The following is a 24,039-nucleotide window of genomic DNA, read 5'->3' as shown; positions in this document are numbered from 1 at the left end:
ACTGGAGATACCCATGACCCGCACGCCCCTGCTGCTCGCCCTCGGCCTGGTGCCGATCCTTGCCACCTCCGCCTGCAATGCCGCCGACCCGGCCGCCAACGGGGCCCAGACCGCAGCGTCCGCAGCCTCCACCACTGCCGACCAGCGACCGTTCACCGCATCCGAAATCAGTCGTTTCGACCAGCCGTGGGCAATGACCTTCCTGCCCGATGGCAGCCTGCTGGTCACCGAAAAGCGCGGAAAGCTGCAGCACCTGGACCTGGCCAGTGGCCAGAAACACGAGATCACCGGCGTTCCGAAGGTCGCTTACGGCGGCCAGGGCGGCTTCGGTGACGTGATCCTGCACCCGCAATTCGCGAGCAACCACGTGGTCTATCTCAGCTATGCCGAGGAAGGCACGCTGGACACCCGCGGCGCTGCCGTGGCCCGTGCCACGCTGGCGCTGGATGCCAACGGTGCCGGCCAACTGAAGGACCTGAAGGTGATCTGGCGACAGAGCCCGAAGGTGAGTGGTGAAGGTCACTACGGCCATCGCCTTGCTTTCGGCCCGGACGGCAAGCTGTGGATCAGCTCCAGCGAGCGCCAGAAGTTCGATCCGGCACAGGACATGGGCGGCAACCTCGGCAAGATCATCCGCCTCAACGATGATGGCAGCCTGCCCGCCGACAACCCGTTCGCCTCGCAGGGCGGCGTGGCCGCGCAGGTGTGGTCACTGGGCCACCGCAACATCCTCGGCATGGCCTTCGATGCCAACGGCAAGCTGTGGGCCCACGAGATGGGCCCGGCCGGCGGCGACGAGCTGAACCTGATCGTGCGCGGCGCCAACTATGGCTACCCGATCGTCTCCAACGGCAACCACTACGACGGCCGCCCGATTCCCGACCACGATACCCGCCCGGAGTTCGCCGCCCCGAAGGTGACCTGGACGCCAGTCATCTCGCCGGCCGGCTTCGTGATCTACAGCGGCACCCTGTTCCCGCAGTGGAAGGGCAGCGGCTTCATCGGTGGCCTGTCCTCCACCTCGCTGGTGCGCGTGGCCTTCGATGGTGACAGCGCGCGCGAAGCCGAACGCTTCAACATGGGCGAGCGCATCCGCGAAGTGGAACAGGGCCCGGATGGCGCCCTGTGGCTGCTGGAAGATGGCAACAAGGCGCGCCTGCTGAAGCTCACCCCGAAAACCTGACAGGATGGTAGTGCCGGCCGCTGGCCGGCACGTTTTCCCGCAACGGCCCCGCACGCGGGGCCGTCTGCGTTCATTGGATGGTGATGACCTTCACCTCGGTCTTCGTGCAGGCCTGGTCCAGGCACTGCCCGTTCAACCACACCTGGCCATCGCCGATCATCACGCCCTGCTGGTTGACGAAGACCTTGCCGAAGTCCTGTTCGGACACCGCCTTGACCACCGCCGGGGTGATGATCTTCTCGTAGTTGCGCTGGAACTCACCGGGGCCGGTGATCTTCCTTCCGTTAGCGATATTCAGCGGGAAGCGCACTTCCTCCACCACCGCAGCGCGATCACCGCCGACCACCGCGGTCTTGAACGCGTTGAACACCTTCTCGTACTGCGCGGCATCACCGAGCAGGGTCTCGATACGCGCACGTGCGTCTTCGGTAGTCGCTTCCGCTGCGGGCGCGGTCGGTGCCGAAGCAGCGGATTCAGCGGCAGGTGCCGCAGGCGTTGCCGCAGCACTGGCCTCCATCGGCGGCGGTGCGTCCACCGCAGGCTCGGCCGGCGGTGCCGGCTGCGAACAGGCCGCCAGCAACAGGGCGGGAATCAACACAGCGATCGTGCGCATGCGCGGACATCCATCGGTTCAAGAACACCGATGGTAGCGCCGCCGCGGTGAGGACAACAAAAAGGGGACGGAGGGGATTAAGTCGTTAGTGGCACAAACGACTTAATCCCCTCCGTCCCCTTTTTCTTCGATCAGGCCTTCAGCAGCTCGAACTGCACGGCTTCGCCTGCTGCCGACGAGGCGCAGACCCACAGGTCGAACTGGCCCGGCTCGGCACGCAGCACGCCGTCGCGGCCGGTGAACGCCAGCTGCTCGCGGGTCAGGGTGAATACCACTTCGGCCGACTCGCCCGGCTGCAGTGCCACCTTGCGGAAGTCCTTCAGTTCACGCACCGGACGCACGCGGCTGGCCACGCGGTCGTGGATGTACAGCTGCACCACTTCCTCGCCGGCCATGTCGCCGCTGTTGGTCAGCGTGGTGGTGATGGTCAGGGTGTCGTCCCAGCCGAGCTGCGCCGCACTCAGCTGCGGCACGCCGTAGGCGAAGGTGGTGTAACCGATGCCGTGGCCGAACGGGTACAGCGGCTCATTCGGGATCTCGCGCCAGCGAGCCTTGAACTCCGACATGGTCGGCAGTTCCGGGCGGCCGGTGCGCGGGTGGTTGTAGAAGTACGGCTGCTGGCCGGACACCTGCGGGAAGCTGACCGGCAGGCGGCCGGACGGGCTGTAGTCGCCGAACAGCACATCAGCCACGGCATGGCCGGTCTGCGTGCCCAGGTACCAGGTGACCGCCACCGCGTGCGCGTTGCGCACCGCGCCCTGCAGTGCCAGCGCGCGGCCGTTGCGCAGCAGCACCACCAGCGGCTTGCCGGTCATCGCCACCGCCTCGGCCAGTGCCTGCTGTGCCGGCGGCAGGGTGATCTCCACGCGCGACTGCGCTTCACCGCTGTAGCGCTGCGGTTCGCCCAGCGCCAGCACCACCACGTCGGCGCGCAGCGCGGCCGCCACGGCGGCTTCGGTGCCGCCCGGAATGGCAGTTTCCAGTTCGCAGCCCGGCACGATCTCCAGCAGCGCTTCATCGCCGATGGCGGCGCGCACGCCGGTTTCCAGATCCACGTAACGCTGCTTGTCGCCGAACAGCGTCCAGCAGCCTTCAATGTTCTCGCGGTCCTGCACGAACGGGCCGATCAGCGCGATCTTCTGCCCGGTCTTCTGCAGCGGCAGTACGTTGTCACGGTTGTTCAGCAGCACGATCGAACGGCGCGCGGCATCGCGCGACAGTGCGTCATGTGCGGCAATGTGCGAGGTATCCGCTTCGCGCGCCGGGTCCAGCGAACGGTACGGGTCGTCGAACAGGCCGATGGTTTCCTTCAGCCACAGGATGCGGCGCACGCCTTCATCCAGCACCGCCATTGGCACTTCGCCGCTCTCGACCAGGCCCGGCAGGTGTTCGGCGTAGAAGCCGCTCTGCATGCTCAGGTCCAGGCCGGCGGTGAACGCCTTGGCAGTGGCATCACGGTCATCGGCGGCATAGCCGTGCGCGACCAGTTCCATGTCGGCGGTGTAGTCGGAGATCACCACGCCCGGGAACTTCCACTCACCGCGCAGGATGTCGGTCAGCAGTTCGGCATTGGCACTGGCCGGCACGCCGTTGATGTCGTTGAACGAGGACATCACGGTGATCGCGCCCGCATCGAAGGCGGCCTTGAACGGCGGCAGATGCACGTCACGCAGGGTCTGCGGCGAGATGTCCACCATGTTGTATTCCATGCCCGCCATCACCGCGCCGTAGGCGGCGAAGTGCTTCGGCGTGGCCAGCAGCGAATCGGCGGCGCGCAGGTCGCTGCCCTGGAAGCCACGCACGCGGGCGGCGGCGAACGCACACCCCAGCACCACGTCCTCACCGGCACCTTCGGCGCCACGGCCCCAGCGCTGGTCGCGGGCGATGTCCACGGCCGGCGCATAGGTCCAGTGCAGGCCAGCGGCCGTCGCTTCGATGGCGGTGGCGCGCGCGGTGCGCTCGGCCAACTCCGGCTCGAAGCTGGCGGCCTCGCCCAGCGGAATCGGGAACACGGTACGCATGCCGTGGATGACGTCGGCCGCCAGGATCACGGGGATGCCCAGGCGGCTCTCTTCGGTGGCGACCTGCTGGATCCGGCGGCCCAGTTCGGCGCCCACACCATTGAACAGCGAGCCGACCTTGCCCTCGCGCACCTGCTGCAGCACCTGGTCGGCATTGCGCACGTTGGCTTCCGGGTTCACGTCCGGGGCGAACGGGCGGACCATGTCCGCGAAGACACCCAGCTGGCCGACCTTTTCCTCGACGGTCATCTGGGCAATGAGGGATTCGATGCGATCGGAGGCCACCGGCAGTCCTTGATGAAAACGTTTACAAGCCCGGCATTCTAGCGATCCCGGGCGATTTGGCGAGGGGTTTGTTCATTCAGTTTCAGCCACCAGCGGGGTCCGTATGGCCCCGCCGGGGGCACCGCAGCTTACTCCGAGCCGGCCAGCTGGCGCTGCCCGGCCATCAACATGGCGTCGCTGGAGGCCTGGAATACCCGCAGGCCGAAGGCCGGCAGGATCGCCAGCAGGTGGTCGAAGATGTCCGACTGCACCGCCTCGTACTCGCCCCAGGCGGTGCTGCGGGTGAAGCAGTACAGCTCCAGCGGCAGGCCTTCGGTGGTCGGCTGCAGCTGGCGTACCAGCAGGGTCATGTCGGTATGGATGCCCGGGTGGCTGCGCAGGTAACGCTCCACATAGGCCCGGAAGGTACCCAGGTTGGTCACCCGGCGGCTGTTGACCTCGGCCACGCCCTGCTCGCGCAGGCGCCCGTTCCACTGGCCAAGCTCCTGCTCCTTCTCCTGCAGGTAATCACGCAGCAGCGCGAACTGGCCGAGGAAGGCCAAGTCGCCTTCGTCCAGGAAGCCGACGCTGTGCTGGTCCAGGTACAGCGCGCTTGATGCGGCGGCCACCGGCCTCCTGCATGCCGCGCCAGTTCTTGAACGACTCGGTCACCAGCTTCTTGGTCGGAATGGTGGTGATGGTCTTATCGAAGTTCTGCACGGTGACGGTGTGCAGCGCGATATCGATGACGTCACCGTCGGCGTTCTGGCTGGGCATTTCGATCCAGTCGCCGATGCGCACACGGCCATCGCCACTGATCTGCACGCTGGCCACCAGCGACAGGATGGTGTCCTGGAAAATCAGCATCAGCACCGCCGTGGCCGCCCCCAGGCCGGTCACCAACGGCCCCAGTTTCACCCCCAGCAGCGTGGCGATGATGGACAGGCCGGCGGCCACGAACACCACGATCTTGACCACCTGCAGGTAGCCCTTGATCGGCTTGTTGCGCGCATCGGGCTTGCGTTCGTACAGGCTGTTGGCCGCGTCCAGCGCATGCGAGAACGCCATCGACACCGTCAGCACGGCCCATACGATGCACAGCTTGATGATGACGTTGACCAGGCCGGGTGGCAGGTCGGGAATGAGGGTGATGCCCGAGGCGATCACCTGGCTGGGCACCACGTTGGACAGGCGCGAGATGACCCGCATCAGATGGCTGCCGCGCCCGGACTCGGCACCTGGCAGGCGCTGCAGCAGGCGCCGCAGGCCACGCACCAGGATGCGCTTGGTAACCCAGTTGGCCAAGCCCGCAGCGATCAGCAGCGCCGAGATCATCAACGCCAGGTAGGCGCCGGGATAGGGTTCCAGTGTGTTCTGCAGCTTTTCCAGCCACTGTACCGCCACCACCGCGTCCACCATCAGTTGTCTCCTTGCGTTGTCGTTGTTGTTGGGGGTGCCGGCCAGCGGCCGGCACTACCGGATCAGTCCCGCGAGCGCTCGATGATCACGCCCACCGCGCGCGCGCCACGCACCGCGCCCGGCTTGCTCAGTTTCAGGCGCAGCCACTTCACGTCGAATTCGTCCAGCACGATCTGTGCGCAGCGCTCGGCCAGGGTTTCGACCAGGCCGAATTCCGACTCGCGCACGAACTGCTCCAGGCGCTTGCTGACCGCCTTGTAGTTCAGGGTGTGGGCGATGTCGTCGGAGGCCGCCGGACGACGGTTGTCGAAGCCCATCTCCAGGTCGAACACCAGGTCCTGGCGGATCCGTCGTTCCCAATCGTAGATACCGATCAGGGCGTCGATCGTCAGCCCCTCGATGAAAACCTTGTCCATTGCGCTTAACCAGCCCGAATACAGGGGGCCATGGTAACGGCACGACGGTGAGCCTGCCCGGAACGGGCGGTGAGTGGCCGGCAGGGGCGCGGCTCCAGAAAAGACAAAGGACCCCGCTAGCAGGGCCCTTTGGTACTACCGTTTGTCCCCGGGGGGAGCTGTTGAACAGCCGCGGGTCCCGGTGGCGCAGGCACGCAGATTAGGTAAAGACGAGATCACCGGTCAAGGCCAATTCCGACAGGGCAGATCAGGTAGTCGTCCGAGGTCAAACGCAGAGAATCAGCCGCGCAGACAACGACGTTCCCTGATGGTGGCCGCCGCCCACTCTCGCGAACATCGATCCCTCCTTCACCACCGCACATGACGATGGCTCCACACGATGTACTGCGGCGCGCGTTGTCAGCGGAGCGTCTGTCTACTTACGAGAGAATCGCATCGACCTGCAGCCCCGACGTCACGGCCGAATCCCTGTACCTCTGGAACATGCGGATGTGCGGTGCACTGATGATGCCGGTCCATCTGTGCGAAGTGGTCACCCGTAACGCCGCTGCTACCGTGCTCGCCCGGCAGCATGGCCCGCGTTGGCCCTGGAATGATGCCTTCCGACGCAGGCTGCCAACCTCGTCCTGTACTTCCGCACGTGCAGCACTGGAACAGGTTGCTGGCCGCACGACCGATACACCCGAAATCGTCGCCAAGCTGCCGATGGTGTTCTGGCAGCAGCTTTTCACCTGTCGCTTCGACGACACGCTATGGATACCCGCACTCAATGGAGTTCTGCGGCATGCACCCTCAGCTCATCCCAGCGTCATCAGAAAAGCCATCCACTCTGACATCGGACGCATTCGCCACCTGCGCAACCGCATCGCGCACCACGAACCCATCCTGGAACGCGACATCGGTGCCGACCTGGCGGCGATCGGGCGGCTGATCCACGCCCGCTGCCCGCATACGCTGGGCTGGCTGCAGCGCCATGAGCGGGCGACAACGGTGTTGGCGGCGTCGCCATTGGCAGGGCGTCCGTAATGTGTAGCCGGGCGTGGCCCGGCGCTACGGAGGCCTGCCTGTAGAGTCGAGCTTGCTCGACTGCTCTGTGTCCGTCATTGCGCCCAGTCGAGCAAGCTCGACTCTACAAACGCCGATCGAGCGGTTCGCGCGGCCGGGGGGCTCAGACCGCCGGCAGGGTCGCCATGTCCCAGCGCGGGGTCACATCCACCTTCGGCGGGCTGTACTGGCCGGCCTGCAGCCGCAGCGCGCCGGCGAAGGCGATCATCGCGCCGTTGTCGGTGCACAACGCCGGCCGCGGGAAGCAGGCACGGCCGCCGAGACGCTCGGCCATCTGCTGCAGGCGTGCGCGCAGGCGCTTGTTGGCGCCAACACCTCCAGCCACCACGATCACGTTGGTGCCGGCCGCTTCCAGCGCGCGTTCGCACTTGATCGACAGGGTCTCGACCACCGCGTCCTCAAAGCCCCGGGCGATGTCGGCACGGGTCTGCTCGCTCTGGTCACTGTCGCGCCAGGCCATCAGGACCTGGGTCTTCAGGCCGGAGAAGCTGAAATCCAGCCCCGGGCGGTCGGTCATCGGTCGCGCGAAGCGGTACACGCCCGGCGTGCCCTGCTCGGCCAGCCTGGCCAGCTGCGGGCCACCCGGGTACGGCAGGCCCATCAGCTTGGCGGTCTTGTCGAAGGCCTCGCCGGCCGCGTCGTCCAGGGTCTCGCCCAGCAGGCGGTACTGGCCGATCGCGTCCACCGCCACCAGCTGGGTATGGCCACCGGACACCAGCAGCGCCACGAACGGCGCTTCCGGCGGGTCGTCCTCCATCAGCGGGGCCAGCAGGTGGCCTTCCATATGGTGTACGCCCACCGCCGGCACCTCCAGCGCCCAGGCCAGCGACCGCGCCACGCCCGCGCCGACCAGCAGTGCGCCGACCAGACCGGGACCGGCCGTATAGGCCACGCCGTCGATATCACCTACACCCAGACCGGCGTCGGCCAGGGTCTGGCGCACCAGCGGCAGCAGCTTGCGGACGTGGTCGCGGCTGGCCAGTTCGGGCACCACACCACCGTATTCGGCGTGCAGGGCGATCTGGCTGTAGACCGCATGGGCGCGCAGGGCCGCGCTGCCGGCCAGGTCGGTGTCATACACCGCCACGCCGGTCTCATCACAGGAAGATTCGATGCCAAGGACTCGCATGCCTGCTATTATGACGCCCCTGCCGCCCCCTCGGGGGACGTGCAGATCTCACTGCTTTCGAACCGCCGGCCCGTATTCAGGGTTGGCCGCTTGCAGTTTGTCTATTCGCCGCTATAATGTGCGGCTCGCCGGGCGTGACCCGGTTCTACTGTGTCCCGGAGATTCCATGCCCAGCGTCAAAGTCCGCGAGAACGAGCCCTTCGAGTTTGCTCTTCGCCGCTTCAAGCGCACTTGCGAAAAGGCCGGTGTGCTGGCCGAAACCCGCAAGCGCGAGTTCTACGAAAAGCCGACCCAGGAGCGCAAGCGCAAGGCCGCCGCTGCTGTGAAGCGTCAGCTGCGCCGCTCGTCGCGCGACGTCACCAAGCGTCAGCGCCTGTACTGATCGGACGCATCTTCATTGCGGCGGGCTTGCCTGTCGCGATGGAGCCGAAGCCGGCACGCGCGAGCGTCGCCGGCTTTTTGCGTTTCCGGGTTCGGGCATCCGCCCCGCCCCACCTACCACCACGAGGTTCCTCATGAGCATGAAGCAGCAGCTCACCGAAGACATGAAGGCCGCCATGAAGGCGGGCGAGAAGCACAAGCTGGGCGTGATCCGCCTGATCAACGCCGCCATCAAGCAGCGTGAAGTGGACGAGCGCATCGAACTGGATGACACCGCCGTGATCGCCGTGCTCGACAAGATGGTCAAGCAGCGCAAGGACTCGGTCAGCCAGTACGAGGCCGCCAACCGCGAGGACCTGGCCGAGATCGAGCGCGCCGAGATCGTGGTCATCGAAGCCTACCTGCCGGCCAAGATGGGCGAAGCCGAGATCGTGGCCGCCATCCAGGCCGCCATCGCCGAAACCGGCGCCTCCGGCCCGGCCGACATGGGCAAGCTGATGGGCGCACTGAAGCCCAAGCTCGCCGGCCAGGCCGACATGGGCCTGGTGTCCAAGCTGGTCAAGCAGCAGCTGGCGTAATCCAGCACTTGGGGTCGGATCCCTTCCGCGACGCGGAAGGGCTCTGACCCCATTGATGCACTCGCTTCACCGCACCTTCGTCGCTCGCCTGCTACAACCGCACACATGGTTGAACCCGAGCCCAACGTTCACGTGTCACTGCACAAGTACATCAAGCGCCTGCAGGACAGCTTCCCGATGGCGGTGGCCAAGCGCTTCATCGACGTCGACGTGCTGACCCAAGCAGCTTCCGTCTCCTTCTACGCGCTGCTGTCGATGGCGCCGTTGCTGGTGCTGCTGCTGTGGCTGACCGCCTCGCTGTACCCACCGGCCCAGCAAGCACTGATCGACCAGATCAGCTCGGTGGCCGGCAGCAGCGCGGCTACCGTGGCCGAAACCGTTCTGAGGAACGCCGACAACCAGCCGGATGTCGGCTCGCTGGCGGGTGTGTGGAGCACGCTGCTGCTGTTCGTCGGCGCCACCGCCGTGTTCGCCCAGCTGCAGAACGCACTGAACCTGATCTTCCGCACCAGCGGCGAGCGCCTGGAAGGCCTCAAGGCCTGGCTGCGCAAGCGCGTGTTCTCGTTCGGCGTCGTGCTGGCGCTGGGCTTCCTGCTGATCCTGTCGATGACCGCCACCACGGTGCTGCAGGTGGCCTTCGCGCAACTGCCTTCGATCCTGCCCGCGCTGGGGTACGTCACCAGCCTGCTGCTTTACGCAGTCGGCTTCGCCTTCATGTACCACTACCTGCCCGACCGTCGCGTGGCGTGGCGCCAGGCCTTCATCGGCGGCGTCATCACCTCGGCACTGTTCGCACTGGGCCGCTACGGCATCGGCGTCTACATCGCCACCGTGGCCCCCGGCAGTGCCTACGGCTCGATGGGCGCGCTGGTGATCTCACTGGTCTGGATCTATTACGCGACCGTCGTGTTCTTCGTTGGCGCGCTGATGACCGCGGTGATCGATGAGCGCCTGCGCGCGCGCCATCACCTGGCCGCCGCCGGCATCGATCCGGCCACCGCCAGCCAGGTGCCCGACAGGGGGTAAACTAGGGCAACCGCCCCCGGTTCCGTCGCGTGGTCCTGTACCGCGCCCTGCCCTGTTGCCCATGGCCCGTATCCCCGACGCTTTCATCGACGATCTGCTGGCCCGCACCGACATCGTCGAGGTGGTGGGCAGCCGCGTGCCGTTGAAGCGCCAGGGCAAGGAGTACGCCGCCCGCTGCCCGTTCCATGACGAGCGCTCGGCGTCGTTCACGGTCTCGCCCACCAAGCAGTTCTATCACTGCTTCGGTTGTGGCGCGCACGGCACCGCGATCAGCTTCCTGATGAACTACGACCGCCTCGAGTTCCTCGACGCGGTGGATGAACTGGCCAAGCGCGCCGGCATGGAAGTGCCGCGCAGCGAGAACCCGCGCAGCCCCCAGCAGCAGGACGACAGCCGCGAGCTGTACTCGGCGCTTGAGGCGGCCACGAAGTTTTTCCAGAGCAACCTGCAGGGCAGCGACAAGGCCCGCAGCTACCTGGATGGCCGCGGCGTGGATGAAGAGAACCGCGCGCGCTTCCAGATCGGCTACGCGCCGGATGGCTACAGCGGCCTGCGCGATGCGTTGGGCAAGGACGAGCGGCGGATGAAGCTGCTCGACCGCGCCGGCCTGTTCTCCAAGAACGATCGCGGTCACGTCTACGACAAGTTCCGCGACCGGGTGATGTTCCCGATCTTCGACCGCCGCGGCCGGGTCATCGCCTTCGGCGGCCGCGTGTTCGAGAAGGACGACGGCCCCAAGTACCTCAACTCGCCCGAGACCGCGCTGTTCCACAAGGGCCGCGAACTGTACGGCCTGTGGCAGGTGCGCCAGGCCAACCAGAAGATCGAGCGGCTGATCGTGGTCGAGGGCTACATGGACGTGGTCTCGCTGTTCCAGTTCGGGGTCACCCAGGCGGTGGCAACACTGGGCACCGCGACCACGCCGGACCATGCGGAGCTGCTGTTCCGCAACGCACCGGATGTGTTCTTCTGCTTCGACGGCGACGCCGCCGGCCGCCGCGCCGGCTGGAAGGCGCTGGAGTCGGTGCTGCCGCGCATGAAGGATGGCCGCCAGGCCTTCTTCCTGTTCCTGCCCGATGGCGAAGACCCGGACACCATCGTGCGCAAGGAAGGCGCCGAGGCGTTCAACGAGCGCCTGAAGCAGGCCACGCCGCTGTCGCAGTTCTTCTTCGACGAACTGACCCGCGAGATCAATCTGGGCACGCTCGATGGCAAGGCACGCCTGGCCGAGCGGGCCAAGCCGATGCTGGCGCAGATTCCCGACGGTGCCTTCGGCGACCTGATGAAGCAGCAGCTGGCGCAGCTGACCGGCCTGGGCGGTACTGCCCAGGTCACGCGCGCCGATGCCGCAACGGCAGCCGCAGCGGACGATCCAGCCCGTGGCCAAGCGCAGTCTGGTGCGCGGCGCGATCGCCGTGCTGCTGCAGCAGCCGTCGCTGGCGCTGACGCTGGGCGGCAAGCATCACTTCCAGGGCCTGCGCCTGCCCGGCGTGGAACTGCTGCTGGAGCTGCTGGGACTGGTCGAACAGCGCCCGGACATCAGCACCGGCGCCCTGCTGGAGCACTTCGACGGGCGCGAGGAACAGGCATCACTGCACACGCTGGCTGCGCAGACACTGCCTGGCACCGAGGCCAGCTGGACCCAGGAACTGCACGACGCCGTGGCCCAGCTGGAGAAACAGCTGCTGGTGCAACGTCTGGAGGAGTTGTTGGCAAAGCAGCGCCAGCAGGGCCTGGACGATACTGACAAGTACGAACTGCGCGAGCTGCTGAAGGCGCGCGCCGGACTGCGCCTGTAGCGGCAGAACGTTTTCACGGAGAGGACCATGCTGCTGCGCCTGACCTGCCTGCTGTTGTTGTCGCTCTGCCTGCCGCTGACGGCCCTGGCCGAAGACGCGCCCCTCAACGAAGTCCGCCCCGGCCTGTACGCCGGCGGCCAGCCCAGCGCCGCACAGCTGCAGGCCTTGGCCGCACAGGGCGTGCGCACCGTGATCGACCTGCGCCAGCCCGACGAGGACCGGGGTTTTGATGAAACCCGCGTAGCCGAATCACTGGGCCTGCGCTACGTACGCATTCCGGTGGCCGGTGCCGACGGCCTGGATGCGGCCAACATCCGTGCCGTGCACCAGGCCCTGCAGCAGAGCCAGGGGCCGGTGCTGCTGCACTGTGCGTCCGGCAACCGCGCCGGTGCCGTGCTCGGCCTGGTCAATGCACGCTACGAACATGCCAGCCCCGAACAGGCCCTTCAGCTGGGCCAGCGTGCTGGCCTGAAGTCGCTGGAAGCCGCCACCCGCCAGCGCCTGGCCACGCCGGTCACCTCGCCCTGAACCCTCCGCACCAAGGACTCTGCCCACCATGACCCGCTGGTGGTCGCGCCTGCGACCGGACAACTTCACCCTCGCCCTGCTGTGCACCGTCGGCCTGGCCTCGCTGCTGCCGATGAAGGGCGCCGCCGCCATCGTGCTCGACGATGTCACCACCGTCGCCATCGCCGCGCTGTTCTTCCTGCATGGGCGCGCCTGCCGCGCGAGTCGATCATCGGCGGCATGCTGCACTGGCGGCTGCACCTGACCATCCTGGCCTGCACCTTCATCCTGTTCCCGCTGCTGGGGCTGATGTTCAAGCCTCTGTCGGGCTGGCTGCTGACGCCGGAGCTGTACCTGGGCGTGCTGTTCCTGTGCACCCTGCCCTCCACCGTGCAGTCGTCCATCGCGTTCACCTCGATGGCACGCGGCAACGTACCCGCTGCGGTGTGCAGCGCCTCGCTGTCGAGCATCCTCGGCGTGTTCCTGACCCCGCTGCTGCTGACCGCACTGGCCGGTACCTCCGGCGGCGTGCACGACCCGCTGCATGCGATCGGCGGCATCATGCTGCAGCTGCTGGTGCCCTTCGTGGCCGGCCACCTGCTGCGGCCGTGGATCGCCGGCTGGGTGGAGAAGCAGCGCGCTGCTGCGCTATACCGACCAGGGCACGATCCTGCTGGTGGTGTATTCGGCGTTCGGCGAAGCCGTCACCGAGGGTCTGTGGAGCAAAACGCCGCTGCTCTCGCTGCTGGCCGTGGCGGTCGTGGCCGCCGTGCTGCTGGGCATCGCGATGCCGCTGATCACCTTCATCGCGCGTCGCCTGCGCTTCAATCGCGAGGACGAGATCGCCATCGTCTTCTGCGGCTCGAAGAAGAGCCTGGCCACCGGCGTGCCGATCGCCAAGGTGCTGTTCGCCGGTGGAAGCCTCGGCGCGATCGTGCTGCCGGTGATGATCTACCACCAGATCCAGCTGATCGTCTGCGGTGTGATCGCGCAACGGTATGCGAAGCGCGCCCTGATTGGGCGCGCGGGTTTTTGTAGAGAGCCCATCCACGCGCGGCGTGGATCTACCAAACCGCGGATGGCGTGAACCCGCAGTAGATCCACGCCATGCGTGGATGACGCATACGCCGCCGCTAATCCACGATGGCCGCGGCGATGTCGTGCAGCACTCGGGCGTTGCGCTCCACGTCGCTGCCCGGCTCGCCCGTGACGGTCAGACTGTAGGTCTTGCTGTCTCCCGTCCAGGCAAGCTCAACCCGAGTACGGCCGACACTATCCACAACCTTCCCGAGGTGAGCGGGCTTGCCGTCCACCACGGTGTTCTGCGCCTCCGCGATGACCTCGATCTGCATGCCCGCAGCGAGGAAGTTGTTCTCGCTGAACTCCACGATGCCGACACCCTCCAGCCGGTAGAAACGGCTCAAGCCCGAGGACTTTCCACCCTCCAACGCACCACTGGGCTCCATGCCAATCATCTCGGCTGCGCCCAGCAGGCTGCTTTCCAGCCTGCTGGGGGGCTGCGGCAGGCGCTGGCGTAGTTCTGGAGTTGAGCGGTGAGTCCGCGGCACGGCAGCCAGCATTTCGGCCTGCGTTGGGATGCTCCCTGCTGCAACCCGCACGACACCGTTGGATCGTTCGATGTCATCGCGAAGCTGCTGCTTCACTTCTCGGGGGGCATCAAGGTCTGCCAGTTTCACCATCTGGTAGCTGCCCACGCTGGCGGACGATCTTCCCATTGCCGAGGCCTCCTGCATTGCAGCCTGCATGGCGCGTTGGTGTAGCCAGCTCCCTACCGCATCGGGAGCAGGTTCATTCTGGGATGCTTGAGCTGACATCGACATGGCCAGCGAGAATGCGATAAAGCAAAGAATCTTCATGATGCTCACCACTCCGAAAGCTGGCAATCGACCGCACTCATGGGTTGCGTAAATACGCGTCCGCCCAGCACCCATGTGTGATATCCGTGAACAACCATTCGTTCTGGATCACTGCCATCGCCTGCGTAAAATCGCCAGGAGTACAGTCCATTGTTAGGCGCACCGAAAGCATGCTTCGGCTCAATGTTCCCGAGGGGAACGTGCCTAGTTACGGCCGACCCCTGAAAATTGCGAAACTGGGGCCGTTCATAGGTCACGGATTCGTTGATGAATCCAATGCAGTTGGCCCGACTCAGTGCTTTTATTTCTGCTGCCGCATTGCCAGCCAGGCTGGTAAGCGCGGCACACAGAACGATGGGCAGAGAAACATGACATCTCATTGATTGCTCCACAGAATTGCGAGTCATCCCGCAATACCTGTGTATCTACTGTTGATGATCCGGTCTGGTGGAACAGTCGGTATCTGTGACGCCTTGCGTGCAGGAAGCTGACAGCGCGGCAAAACCCTACAGCGCGACGGCTTGGTCGATGGGCGCAGTTGCAGCCCTCCCGGGCGAAACCCGACACTGGCTGCGCCGGGTTCCGTGAGAGCCCATCCACGCATGGCGTGGCTCTACTCCCACCGATGGCGTGAACCACCAGTAGATCAACGCCATGCGTGGATGGGTTGCCTGCCGTTACGGGCCCACCAGCGTGCCGACGCTCAACTCCGGCATCCACACCCACAGGTCGTACGGCCGTTTCGCATCGGCATCGACCCGCGGCGCCGTGGCCACCTGCTCTGGAAGTGGCCGCGCCATGCAACGGTCCGCGCACGCCCACGCCTGGCCACGCAGCGCACCCAACCGCACGCTGTAGATATCCAGGTCCCGCAGCTGGGAGGCCATCGGCTGCCTCTGCATTTCCGGCGGCATACCTTCCGGCCGCCGCAGCATGGCGTGGACATTGCCCGTCAGCACCAGCATGCGTGCATTGTCTGGCAACCCTCGATAGAGCCGTCGCAATTCGGCTGCCATGAAGTCATCGCGCGCCTGGTTGCCGCCACTGCTGGCATTGACGTCATAGCCAACCACTTCGATCACGCGCCCCTGCGCCTTCAGCACACGGAGGCCTTCGATCATCGCCAGCATGTCGCGGCTGCGGCGACCATCATGCTGGTCATCGCGCACGGTCCAGAACGCGCGGCCGTGCAGGTGCCGGCGCGCCCTGGCCCCGCCATCGGATTCCAGATAGTCGCGCAGCACAGGGTTCTCGGCGCGTGGCAGTTCCAGCGCCAGCAGGACCGGGCCGTTGCGGCTGTAGTCGTCCACCAGCTGGCGTACCAGCAACGGGGTCTCGCGGGTGCCGTGGAATTCGCCCAGTACCAGCAGGCGGTGCTCACCGGCATGCTGGCGGATCTGCGCGGCGGTGTCATCGGCATGCGCGGTGAGGGCCACACCCAGCGCCAGCAGCAGCGCGGTGGTCCAACGGAAGATCGAATGCATCCCTGCGCCTTCCTTTCCTTTGCGGTCAGGAACAGCAATGGCGACGCAGCAACCGCGGTTCAAGTAGATCCACGCCGTGCGTGGATGCTCCCGCCATCAGACCGGGCCTGAGTCGAGCGTGGCTCGACTCTACAAAGGGCAGCCCCTCACAACCAGGGCAGGATCCAGTGGTCCACCAGCAGGAAGGCGAACAGCGCCATCAGGTAGACGATGGAGTAATAGAACATCTTCATCGAGAACAGTTCGTCCGGCGGATTGAGCATGCGCCAGGCGTACCAGAGGAACACCGCATTGAGCACGATCGCGCCGCCCAGGTAGAACGCACCGCTCATGCCCACCAGGTACGGCAGCAGGCAGACCAGCGCCAGCACCACCGAATACACCATGATCTGCTTGCGGGTGTGCACCACGCCGTGGGTCACCGGCAGCATCGGAATTTCCGCCTTGGCGTAATCCTCGCGGCGGAAGATCGCCAGCGCCCAGAAGTGCGGCGGCGTCCAGATGAAGATGATCAGCACCAGCAGCGACGAGTACGCCCAGTCCGACGAACCCTGCATGCCGGTCACCGCAGCCCAGCCCAGCATCGGCGGCATCGCGCCGGCCAGGCCACCGATGACGATGTTCTGCGAGGTCGCACGCTTGAGGTACACGGTGTAGATCACCGCGTAGCCGATCAGCGAGGCGAAGGTCAGCACGGCGGTGATCAGGTTCACCCACAGCACCAGGATGACCATCGACAACACGATCAGCACGCCGGCGAACACCAGCACCTGCCACGGCTTGACCTTGCCCACCACCAGCGGACGCCACGATGTGCGCGCCATCTGCGCATCGATGTGCGCATCCAGCAGCTGGTTGATCGCCGCGGCGGCCGAAGCGGCCAGCCAGATACCGAGGAAGCCGAGCACGCCTGCGCGCACCTGCTCCCAGCTGGGCACGCCGGGGATGGCCAGGACCATGCCGACCAGGGCGGTGAAGACAATGAGGGCAACGACCTTGGGCTTGGTCAGGTCCCAGTACTGGCGGTAATTGGAAAACATGGAATCAGTCCGGGGCACGCAGGCGGGCCAGCAGGCTGACCAGCACGAACAACAGGGCAACGGCCACGCCGTTGTGGGCCACCGCCACTTCCAGCGGCAGCGCCAGCTTCACATTGAGGATGCCGAGGGTGACCTGCAGCACCAGCAGCGCGATCAACGCGCTGGCCCAGCCACGCATGCTCGGCAACCGGAACAGGCGCACGCCCAGCCACAGCAGGTAGAGGGCCACCACCACCGCGAACAGGCGGTGTGCCATCTGGATGGCGATGCGCGAGGCGCCATCCAGCACGCCGCCTTCGTAATCCACGCCGATGCCACGCCACAGGGTGAAGCCTTCGACGAAGTTGTGCTGCGGCCACCACTGGTTGGCGCAGCGCGGGAAGTTGTCCAGCGAGGCGCTGCCACCGCCGCAGGCCAGCGCCGCGTAATTGGCGCTGACCCAGCCCCCCAACGCGATCTGGGTGACCAGCACCGCCACGCCGATGCGCAGCAGCCACTTCAGCTTCGGCGCCTCGGCCAGCGTGATCGGCATGTGCGTCGCGCGCCAGGCCATCCACACCAGCAGGCCGAACATCAGCATGCCACCGAGCAGATGGCCCATCACTACGATGGGTTTGAGCAGCAGGGTCACCGTCCACATGCCCAGCAAGGCCTGGAAGATCACCACCGCCAGGGTCAGCAATGCAGCGCGCCAGGTCGATGTTGCTCCAGCGCAGCGCGGCGATCAGCAGGATCGCCTCACCGATCAACGCCAGCACGCTGGCCGTGCCATGCCAGCCCATCATGTACAGCGGTATGCCGGCGGCCACCAGCACGCAGGCGGTCACCACCGCCGTGCTTCCGAATCGCCGCTTGCGCGTGGCCAACAGGGCCAGGGTCAGGATCTCGATGCCCAGCGCGCCAGCCAGGAAGCGGTGCACCTGCTCACGCCAGGCCTTGTGGGTCTCCAGCGGGCGGATCTCCGCCGCCGGGTGGCCGATGGTCTCTTCCACGTGCTGCGGCCAGGTGGCCTGGCCATAGCAGGTCGGCCAGTCCGGGCAGCTCAGGCCGGCATCGGACAGGCGCACGAACGCGCCGAACATGATCGTGCTCGCGGTCATGATCATGGCGAACCACGCCAGGCGGTGGAAATTGCGGTGCAGCGCCGGACGCGCGGAAAGGCTCATCAAACGGGACTCACTTCAGTTTCAGCAACGTGGCCATGTCCTTGCGCAGGCCACCCAGGTCGGTGCCCGGGGCATGACGCATGATCACGAAGCCGTTCGGATCGATCACGTAGACCGGCAGGCCAGCCGGATCGTCGACGCCGGGCAGGGCCGCGCGCAGTGCTGGCGACGGAGCCAGCGGCCGCAGCGCGGGCAGCGAGGCGATCGACGCCGGTGGCGTTCCCAGCCACAGGATTTCGACATTATCGGCGTTATGGCCGAACAGCTGCCACACCTTGCCCAGTCCCTGCGACAAAGTGACGCACTGCGCGTCGCAGGCACCGGCCGGCGCCACCAGCAGGCGCCAGGTACGGGCCTCGGGGTTCCAGGCGTAGGGCTGGCCGCTGGCCAGGGTCGGCGCCTGCTGGCGCAGGTCCACCGGCGGCTTCAGCAGCTGGCCGGCATTGCGGTGCCCGGTCGGTTGCCAGCCGGAGAAGCGCAGCACGGCGGCCAGTGCCATCGCACCGAAGAACACGGCAAACAGCAGCACCAGGGTCCGGCGGCCGGAGCCGCGCGCCTGCGGGGACGTAGCAGTGTTCATGCGGGGCATTTTCTCATGGTTGGGTAAGGGATGCGGGTGTGGTGCCCCGGTAGTGCCGGCCGCTGGCCGGCATCCAGGAATCCGAGGGGATGCCGGCCAGCGGCCGGCACTACCGGGCCACGGCACGTCTCCTGCGCCACTCCAGCACCAGCGCGACCACCAGCACGGTCAGGGCCAGGCCGAACCACTGCACGGCGTAGCCCAGGTGACGCTGCGGCGGCAGCGTGTTCGGCAGCAGGTCCAGATCGCGTTCGTCGCCGAATGGCAGTGCCGGGTCCAGGCGCAGGACGCGGTCGGGCAATACCGGTAGGCCAAGCGCCGCCGCCAGGCCTTCGGCGGGCAAACGGCTGGCCAGCCAACGCCCGGCCTCATCGGTAGCGGAGAACGCCGGGCCCAGTGCCAGTCCCGCCGACGGCGGCGGCGCCAATAACCCACGCACCGCCACCGGCGAAGGCGGCGCCGGCACATCCGGCAGCGTGCGATCCGGCGGCAGCGCGCCAGCCGAGGTCGACCAGCAGCACGCTGCCTCCGTCACTGCGGAACGGACGATAGATCTTCACCCCGGCGCGACCATGCCGGGTCTGGTTGTCCAGCAGCACCACGCCGGGCAGGAAGCGGCCGTGGTCGGCCACGCCGTGCAAGGCGCCGGGCGCCGCCAGGGCCTGCGACAACGGAAGCGCTTGCGCCACAGCTGGACCCTGCGCATCCAACATTGCCTGTTTGGCATGCATGCGCTGCAGTTGCCACAGCCCCAATGCGCTGAAACCGGCCATCGCCAGCACCGCCAACAGCCAGCCGATCACGCGCGTGTGCTGGCGCATCATGACAAGTCCGCGCAAACGCGGTCAGATAGGCGCATCCACCCTGCCCTCGAGCCGCGCATGAGTGATTCGCTGAAGACCCTGCTGGTAATCGCGTTTCTGATCGTCATCGTCTGGAATCTGGGCGCCGGCCTGTATTACCTGCTGGTCGACCGCGGCCAGACCAAGCGCACGGTCAACGCACTGACCCGCCGCATCGCGGTGTCGGTGGCGTTGATCCTGCTGGTGATCGTGAGCATCTACATGGGCTGGATAAAACCGCACGGCATCGGCGGCTGAGGCCACCGATACGTGCGCGGTCAAAGCACGTAGACGAACATGAAGAGCATCAACCACACCACGTCGACGAAGTGCCAGTACCACGCGGCGGCTTCGAAACCGAAATGGTTGTCGCGGGTGAAGTGCCCCTTGGCCGAACGCAGCCACATCACGATCAGCATGATCGTGCCCAGCAGCACGTGCGCACCGTGGAAGCCGGTCAGCATGAAGAACGTTGAACCGTAGATGCCCGAGCCGAGCGTCAGGTTCAGTTCCTTGTAGGCGTGGATGTACTCCTCCGCCTGCAGGGTCAGGAAGCCGAGGCCGAGCACCACGGTCAGGCCCAGCCAGATCAGCAGCTGGCGACGGTTGCCCGCCTTCAGCGCGTGATGGGCGATGGTCAGGGTCACGCCGGAGGTCAACAGGATCAGCGTGTTGATCAGCGGCAGGCCCCAGGCCGGAATGGTCTGGAACGTGCCACCGATCGCCGCCGGGCCATTGGTCGGCCATCCGGCGGAATAGCCCTGCCAGAGCAGCTCGTTGGTCATCACACCGCGGCCTTCGCCACTGAGCCACGACAGGCCCAGGTTGCGGGTGTAGAACAGTGCGCCGAAGAAGGCGCCGAAGAACATCACCTCGGAGAAGATGAACCAGATCATTCCCATCCGGAATGATCCGTCGACCTGGTGGTTGTAATTGCCGGCCTGCGATTCGCGCACCACGTCGCTGAACCACCAGAACAGGGTCAGCACTAGCATCGCGATGCCGATGTAGAACGTCCAGCGTCCCCAGCTGGCATCGTTGAGCCAGCTGGCCACGCCCACCATGGTCACCATCATCGCGATGGACCCCACGAACGGCCATTTGCTCTGGGCCGGGACGAAGTACACGTTGGCATCGGTCGGTGTCTGGGCCATGTCGGTATCCGGGTCAGGGTGCGGCGTGCGCGCCTTCCGAGGTGGCGGCCGGAGCCAGCCGATCGGACAGCGCGTCGTTGCGGTAGAAGGTGTAGGACAAGGTGATCGTCTTGATCTCCGGCGGCAGGTCCGGATCGACGATGAAGCGCACCGGCATGTCGCGCTTCTCGCCGGCCTGCAGCGTCTGCGCGGTGAAACAGAAGCACTCGGTCTTGCTGAAGAAGCCCGACGCACGCGCCGGCGCCACCGACGGTACCGCGCTGCCGACCACCGCCTGCTGGCTGTCGTTGCGGGCGAAGTACAGCGCCTCGTTGAGCTCGCCCGGCACCACGTCCATGGTCAACTGTTCGGGATGGAACGACCAGGGCAGGCGCGAGTTGACGCCGCCATCGAACTCCACGCGCACGGTGCGCTTGCCGGTCACGGCGCCGGTACTGGCCTCGCTGCCGGGACCGCGCTCCAGGCGCACGCCGAATACCTTTTCGCAGGCGATGCGGTACAGCGGCACCAGCGAGAACGTGAGCAGGAACACCGCCACCGCCACGCCGATCAGGCGCGGCAGCCCCGCACTGCGTGACGGTGTGGTGGCCGGCGCCTCGCTCATCGGCCGATCACCCCGCTGAGGATGAAGCCGACGTAGACCAGCACGGCGATGGCGCCGACCCAGAGCGCGGTGCGCCTGGCGCGTTGGCGCTGCTGCTCGATGCTTCCACCCTGGTAGAGCCGACCGCTGGTCGGCTGCGCTTCGCTGTTGTAGAGCCGAGCCGTGCTCGGCGGCTTTTCGTCAGTCGAGCATGGTTCGACTCTACCGATCGGGAGCGGGCTTTCGTTATGCATGCCCCACCTCAATGCGTGATGTCGTCATGCGCCAGATCCCCCGGGCGGATGGTCGGCGGCGTGGTGAACGTATGCGCAGGTGCCGGCGACGGCAGCGTCCATTCCAGGCCGCGCGCACCTTCCCACGATCGGGCCTCGGCCTTCTCGCCGTTGCGCAGCGAGGACAGCAGGATCGCGGCCATCATGAACGGCGTGACGAACATGCCGAACGCGCCGATCGAGCTGATCAGGTTCCAGTCGGCGAAGGCCACGCTGTAATCGGGAATGCGGCGCGGCATGCCGGCCAGGCCGAGGAAGTGCTGCGGGAAGAACAGCAGGTTGACGAACACGATCGACCACCAGAAGTGCACCTTGGCCCACTTCTCGCTGTACATCCGCCCGGTCCACTTCGGCCACCAGTAGTACACCGCCGCGATCAGCGCGAACACCGCACCGGTCACCAGCACGTAGTGGAAGTGCGCGACCACGAAGTAGGTGTCGTGGTACTGGAAGTCAGCCGCCACGATGGCCAGCATCAGGCCGGAGAAGCCACCGATGGTGAACAGGATGACGAACGCCACCGACCACAGCATCGGTGCCTCGAACGTCAGCGAGCCACGCCACATGGTGCTGACCCAGTTGAACACCTTCACCCCGGTCGGGATCGAGATCAGCATGGTGGCGAACATGAAGTAGATCTCGCCACCCAGCGGCATGCCCACGGTGAACATGTGGTGGGCCCAGACGATGAACGACAGGAACGCGATCGCGGCGGTGGCGTACACCATCGCCTGGTAGCCGAACAGCGGCTTGCGACTGAAGGTCGGGATGATCTCGCTGACCACGCCAAAGGCGGGCAGGATCATGATGTAGACCTCGGGGTGCCCGAAGAACCAGAAGATGTGCTGGTACATCACCGGGTCACCGCCACCGGCGGCGTTGAAGAAGCTGGTGCCGAAGAACTTGTCGGTCAGCAGCATGGTCACCGCACCGGCCAGCACCGGCATCACCGCGATCAGCAGGAACGCGGTGATCAGCCAGGCCCAGCAGAAGATCGGCATCTTCAGCAGGTCGATGCCCGGCGCACGCATGTTCAGCACAGTGGCGATGATGTTGATCGCGCCCATGATCGAGCTGATGCCGGCCACGTGGATGGCGAACACGCTGAAGGCGACGTTGTAGCCGCCCTGCAGCGACAGCGGCGGGTACAGCGTCCAGCCGCCGGCCGGCGCACCACCGGGCAGGAACAGGGTCAGCAGCAGCAGGCTGAAGGCCACCGGCAACAGCCAGAACGACCAGTTGTTCATGCGCGGCAGCGCCATGTCCGGCGCGCCGATCTGCAGCGGGATCATCCAGTTGGCGAGGCCGACGAAGGCCGGCATCACGCCGCCAAAGATCATCACCAGCGCATGCACGGTGGTCATCTGGTTGAAGAACTCGGGCTTGACGAACTGCAGGCCCGGCTGCGCCAGCTCGGCGCGGATCACCACGCTCATCGCCGCACCGATGATGAACATGATGAAGCTGAAACCCAGGTACAGCGTGCCGATGTCCTTGTGGTTGGTCGAGAAGAACCAACGCTCGAAGAAACTCTGCTGGTGATGGTGATCGTCGTGCCCAACTGCCGAGTGCGCCATTGCAAAACACCTCTCAGAATCGGTTGTCACCACGGCCGCGAACGGCCGCGGGCTTTACATCACGCGCCGCTGGCCACGGTGGCAGGCGCGCTGCCCGCTTCTGCAGCAGCAGGCGCAGCCGGTGCCTCGCTCGCCGGTGCCTCGCTCGCCGGTGCAGTCGGTGCCGCCGGTTCGGTAGGTGCCGCCGGCGTTGCCGGCTCGGCGGGCGGCGCCGGCTTGCGCTGCGCCAGCCACTGCTTGAACTCTTCCTTGGACACCGCCTCGACCACGATCGGCATGAAGCCATGGTCCTTGCCGCACAGCTCGGCGCACTGGCCGCGGTAGACGCCGGGCTGCTCGATGCTGGTCCAGGCTTCATTGATGAAACCGGGGATGGCGTCCTGCTTCCAGCCCAGCGCCGGCACCCACCAAGCGTGGATCACGTCATCAGAGGTGATGACGAAACGCACCTTGGTATCGACCGGCAGCACCAGGCGGTTGTCGACATCCAGCAGGTAATGCGGGTGAGTCTCGCGGGTCGGCACGATGCCACTTTGCCGCACGCGGTCGGACTCGCGGTCCAGGCGGCTGGTGAAGGTGACGTTCTCGCCGAGATACTCGTACTTCCACATCCACTGGTAGCCGGTGACCTTCACCGTCATCTCGGCATCGCGGGTGTCGTACATCTTGATCAGGTTGGCCGTGGCCGGCCATGCCATCACGATCAGGATGATCACCGGGATCACCGTCCAGATGATCTCGGCCTTGGTGTTGTGGCTGAAGGTGGCGGCGACCGCGCCCTTGGATTTGCGGAACTTGAAGATGGCGTAGGCCATCGCCCCGAACACGATGACGCCGATCACCGTGCAGATGATCAACGAGAGATTGTTCGATTCCCAGGCCAGGCGCGAGGTCTGGGTCACCCCCTTGCCCATGTTCAGCTGCCACGGCTTGGGATCGGCCGCCTGGGCCCAGGCCAACGCCGGCATCAGTCCCCCGGCCACCATGGCGGCGACCGCTGCAACGCACTTCGTGCCCCACCTGCTGCTTTGCTTCATTGCCT

20 protein-coding genes and 5 pseudogenes are annotated in these 24,039 nt (G+C 66.1%); 9 read left to right on the top strand and 16 right to left on the bottom strand.

Features of this window, described 5'->3' with window-relative positions; genetic code table 11:
• Nucleotides 1-13: 13 nt before the first annotated feature.
• The gene (locus ACZK2V_RS01985) at nt 14-1,183 is read left to right on the top strand and encodes a PQQ-dependent sugar dehydrogenase (RefSeq protein WP_049461896.1); all 1,170 of its coding nucleotides are present in this window, start codon (nt 14-16) and stop codon (nt 1,181-1,183) included.
• Nucleotides 1,184-1,253: 70 nt separating this feature from the next.
• Here the strand turns inward: ACZK2V_RS01985 and ACZK2V_RS01980 are convergent, their stop codons facing one another.
• From ACZK2V_RS01980 to folB, 4 genes and pseudogenes are all read right to left on the bottom strand, one after another.
• Complete coding sequence (locus tag ACZK2V_RS01980) at nt 1,254-1,796, bottom strand: hypothetical protein (RefSeq protein WP_049461897.1); 543 nt, start codon at nt 1,794-1,796, stop codon at nt 1,254-1,256.
• Between the two features lie 131 nt (nt 1,797-1,927).
• Nucleotides 1,928-4,102 (bottom strand): glycoside hydrolase family 3 N-terminal domain-containing protein, encoded by a 2,175-nt coding sequence (locus ACZK2V_RS01975; protein ID WP_049461898.1) that lies wholly within the window; start codon nt 4,100-4,102, stop codon nt 1,928-1,930.
• Between the two features lie 128 nt (nt 4,103-4,230).
• Nucleotides 4,231-5,500, bottom strand: a pseudogene (locus ACZK2V_RS01970) (mechanosensitive ion channel family protein).
• 62 nt (nt 5,501-5,562) lie between these two features.
• Entirely contained in the window at nt 5,563-5,916 is a 354-nt protein-coding gene (gene folB, locus ACZK2V_RS01965) for a dihydroneopterin aldolase (RefSeq protein ID WP_025878255.1), read from the bottom strand.
• Between the two features lie 360 nt (nt 5,917-6,276).
• Between folB and ACZK2V_RS01960 the strand changes: the two genes are divergently transcribed.
• Nucleotides 6,277-6,942, top strand: coding sequence for a hypothetical protein (locus ACZK2V_RS01960; protein ID WP_049461900.1), 666 nt, complete (start codon nt 6,277-6,279; stop codon nt 6,940-6,942).
• A 142-nt stretch (nt 6,943-7,084) separates the two neighbouring features.
• Here ACZK2V_RS01960 and tsaD read toward each other — a convergent pair whose 3' ends face one another.
• Nucleotides 7,085-8,110 carry a tRNA (adenosine(37)-N6)-threonylcarbamoyltransferase complex transferase subunit TsaD gene (tsaD, locus tag ACZK2V_RS01955; protein WP_049461901.1) on the bottom strand — a complete coding sequence of 342 codons (1,026 nt, stop codon included), beginning with the start codon at nt 8,108-8,110 and terminating at the stop codon, nt 7,085-7,087.
• A 166-nt stretch (nt 8,111-8,276) separates the two neighbouring features.
• Between tsaD and rpsU the strand changes: the two genes are divergently transcribed.
• From rpsU to ACZK2V_RS01925, 6 genes and pseudogenes are all read left to right on the top strand, one after another.
• Nucleotides 8,277-8,492 carry a 30S ribosomal protein S21 gene (rpsU, locus tag ACZK2V_RS01950; RefSeq protein WP_002808376.1) on the top strand — a complete coding sequence of 72 codons (216 nt, stop codon included), beginning with the start codon at nt 8,277-8,279 and terminating at the stop codon, nt 8,490-8,492.
• 133 nt (nt 8,493-8,625) lie between these two features.
• The gene (locus ACZK2V_RS01945) at nt 8,626-9,069 is read left to right on the top strand and encodes a GatB/YqeY domain-containing protein (RefSeq protein ID WP_005415013.1); all 444 of its coding nucleotides are present in this window, start codon (nt 8,626-8,628) and stop codon (nt 9,067-9,069) included.
• A 105-nt stretch (nt 9,070-9,174) separates the two neighbouring features.
• Nucleotides 9,175-10,095, top strand: coding sequence for a YihY/virulence factor BrkB family protein (locus tag ACZK2V_RS01940; RefSeq protein WP_049461902.1), 921 nt, complete (start codon nt 9,175-9,177; stop codon nt 10,093-10,095).
• A 61-nt stretch (nt 10,096-10,156) separates the two neighbouring features.
• Nucleotides 10,157-11,894 (top strand): annotated as a pseudogene (gene dnaG, locus ACZK2V_RS01935) (DNA primase).
• Nucleotides 11,895-11,921: 27 nt separating this feature from the next.
• Nucleotides 11,922-12,422 (top strand): protein tyrosine phosphatase family protein, encoded by a 501-nt coding sequence (locus ACZK2V_RS01930; protein WP_049461904.1) that lies wholly within the window; start codon nt 11,922-11,924, stop codon nt 12,420-12,422.
• Nucleotides 12,423-12,450: 28 nt separating this feature from the next.
• A pseudogene (locus ACZK2V_RS01925) lies at nt 12,451-13,488 on the top strand (bile acid:sodium symporter family protein).
• Between the two features lie 46 nt (nt 13,489-13,534).
• On the opposite strand, the gene ACZK2V_RS01920 reads toward ACZK2V_RS01925, so the two are convergent.
• From ACZK2V_RS01920 to ACZK2V_RS01895, 6 genes and pseudogenes are all read right to left on the bottom strand, one after another.
• Nucleotides 13,535-14,278 (bottom strand): hypothetical protein, encoded by a 744-nt coding sequence (locus ACZK2V_RS01920; RefSeq protein ID WP_132808923.1) that lies wholly within the window; start codon nt 14,276-14,278, stop codon nt 13,535-13,537.
• A gap of 677 nt (nt 14,279-14,955) precedes the next feature.
• Nucleotides 14,956-15,762, bottom strand: coding sequence for a hypothetical protein (locus ACZK2V_RS01915; RefSeq protein ID WP_049461906.1), 807 nt, complete (start codon nt 15,760-15,762; stop codon nt 14,956-14,958).
• 146 nt (nt 15,763-15,908) lie between these two features.
• Nucleotides 15,909-16,802, bottom strand: coding sequence for a heme o synthase (gene cyoE / locus ACZK2V_RS01910; RefSeq protein ID WP_010484229.1), 894 nt, complete (start codon nt 16,800-16,802; stop codon nt 15,909-15,911).
• Between the two features lie 4 nt (nt 16,803-16,806).
• A pseudogene (locus tag ACZK2V_RS01905) lies at nt 16,807-17,968 on the bottom strand (COX15/CtaA family protein).
• A 10-nt stretch (nt 17,969-17,978) separates the two neighbouring features.
• Complete coding sequence (locus ACZK2V_RS01900; RefSeq protein ID WP_032129724.1) at nt 17,979-18,548, bottom strand: hypothetical protein; 570 nt, start codon at nt 18,546-18,548, stop codon at nt 17,979-17,981.
• 109 nt (nt 18,549-18,657) lie between these two features.
• Nucleotides 18,658-19,372 (bottom strand): annotated as a pseudogene (locus ACZK2V_RS01895) (SURF1 family protein).
• Between the two features lie 57 nt (nt 19,373-19,429).
• Here ACZK2V_RS01895 and ACZK2V_RS01890 point away from each other — a divergent pair.
• Nucleotides 19,430-19,648, top strand: a complete 219-nt coding sequence (locus tag ACZK2V_RS01890; RefSeq protein ID WP_005412025.1) for a twin transmembrane helix small protein — start codon at nt 19,430-19,432, stop codon at nt 19,646-19,648.
• Nucleotides 19,649-19,668: 20 nt separating this feature from the next.
• Here ACZK2V_RS01890 and ACZK2V_RS01885 read toward each other — a convergent pair whose 3' ends face one another.
• Genes ACZK2V_RS01885 through coxB form a run of 5 tightly spaced genes read right to left on the bottom strand, consistent with a single transcriptional unit; the run spans nt 19,669 to nt 24,034 of the window.
• Nucleotides 19,669-20,544, bottom strand: coding sequence for a cytochrome c oxidase subunit 3 (locus ACZK2V_RS01885; RefSeq protein ID WP_049461908.1), 876 nt, complete (start codon nt 20,542-20,544; stop codon nt 19,669-19,671).
• Between the two features lie 13 nt (nt 20,545-20,557).
• A complete protein-coding gene (locus ACZK2V_RS01880; protein ID WP_049461909.1) occupies nt 20,558-21,148 on the bottom strand; it encodes a cytochrome c oxidase assembly protein in 591 nt (196 codons plus the stop codon).
• Nucleotides 21,145-21,381, bottom strand: coding sequence for a hypothetical protein (locus tag ACZK2V_RS01875; protein ID WP_049461910.1), 237 nt, complete (start codon nt 21,379-21,381; stop codon nt 21,145-21,147). Before ACZK2V_RS01875 ends, ACZK2V_RS01880 begins: the two co-directional genes overlap by 4 nt.
• Nucleotides 21,382-21,389: 8 nt before the next feature.
• Nucleotides 21,390-22,997: a cytochrome c oxidase subunit I gene (gene ctaD / locus ACZK2V_RS01870; protein WP_004153896.1), complete on the bottom strand. Its 1,608-nt coding sequence runs from the start codon at nt 22,995-22,997 to the stop codon at nt 21,390-21,392.
• Nucleotides 22,998-23,056: 59 nt separating this feature from the next.
• Nucleotides 23,057-24,034, bottom strand: a complete 978-nt coding sequence (gene coxB, locus ACZK2V_RS01865) for a cytochrome c oxidase subunit II (RefSeq protein WP_049461911.1) — start codon at nt 24,032-24,034, stop codon at nt 23,057-23,059.
• Nucleotides 24,035-24,039 lie beyond the last annotated feature (5 nt).

Source organism: Stenotrophomonas sp. 93052_Sma (assembly GCF_056481145.1).
This window is presented reverse-complemented; position numbering and strand designations above follow the sequence as displayed.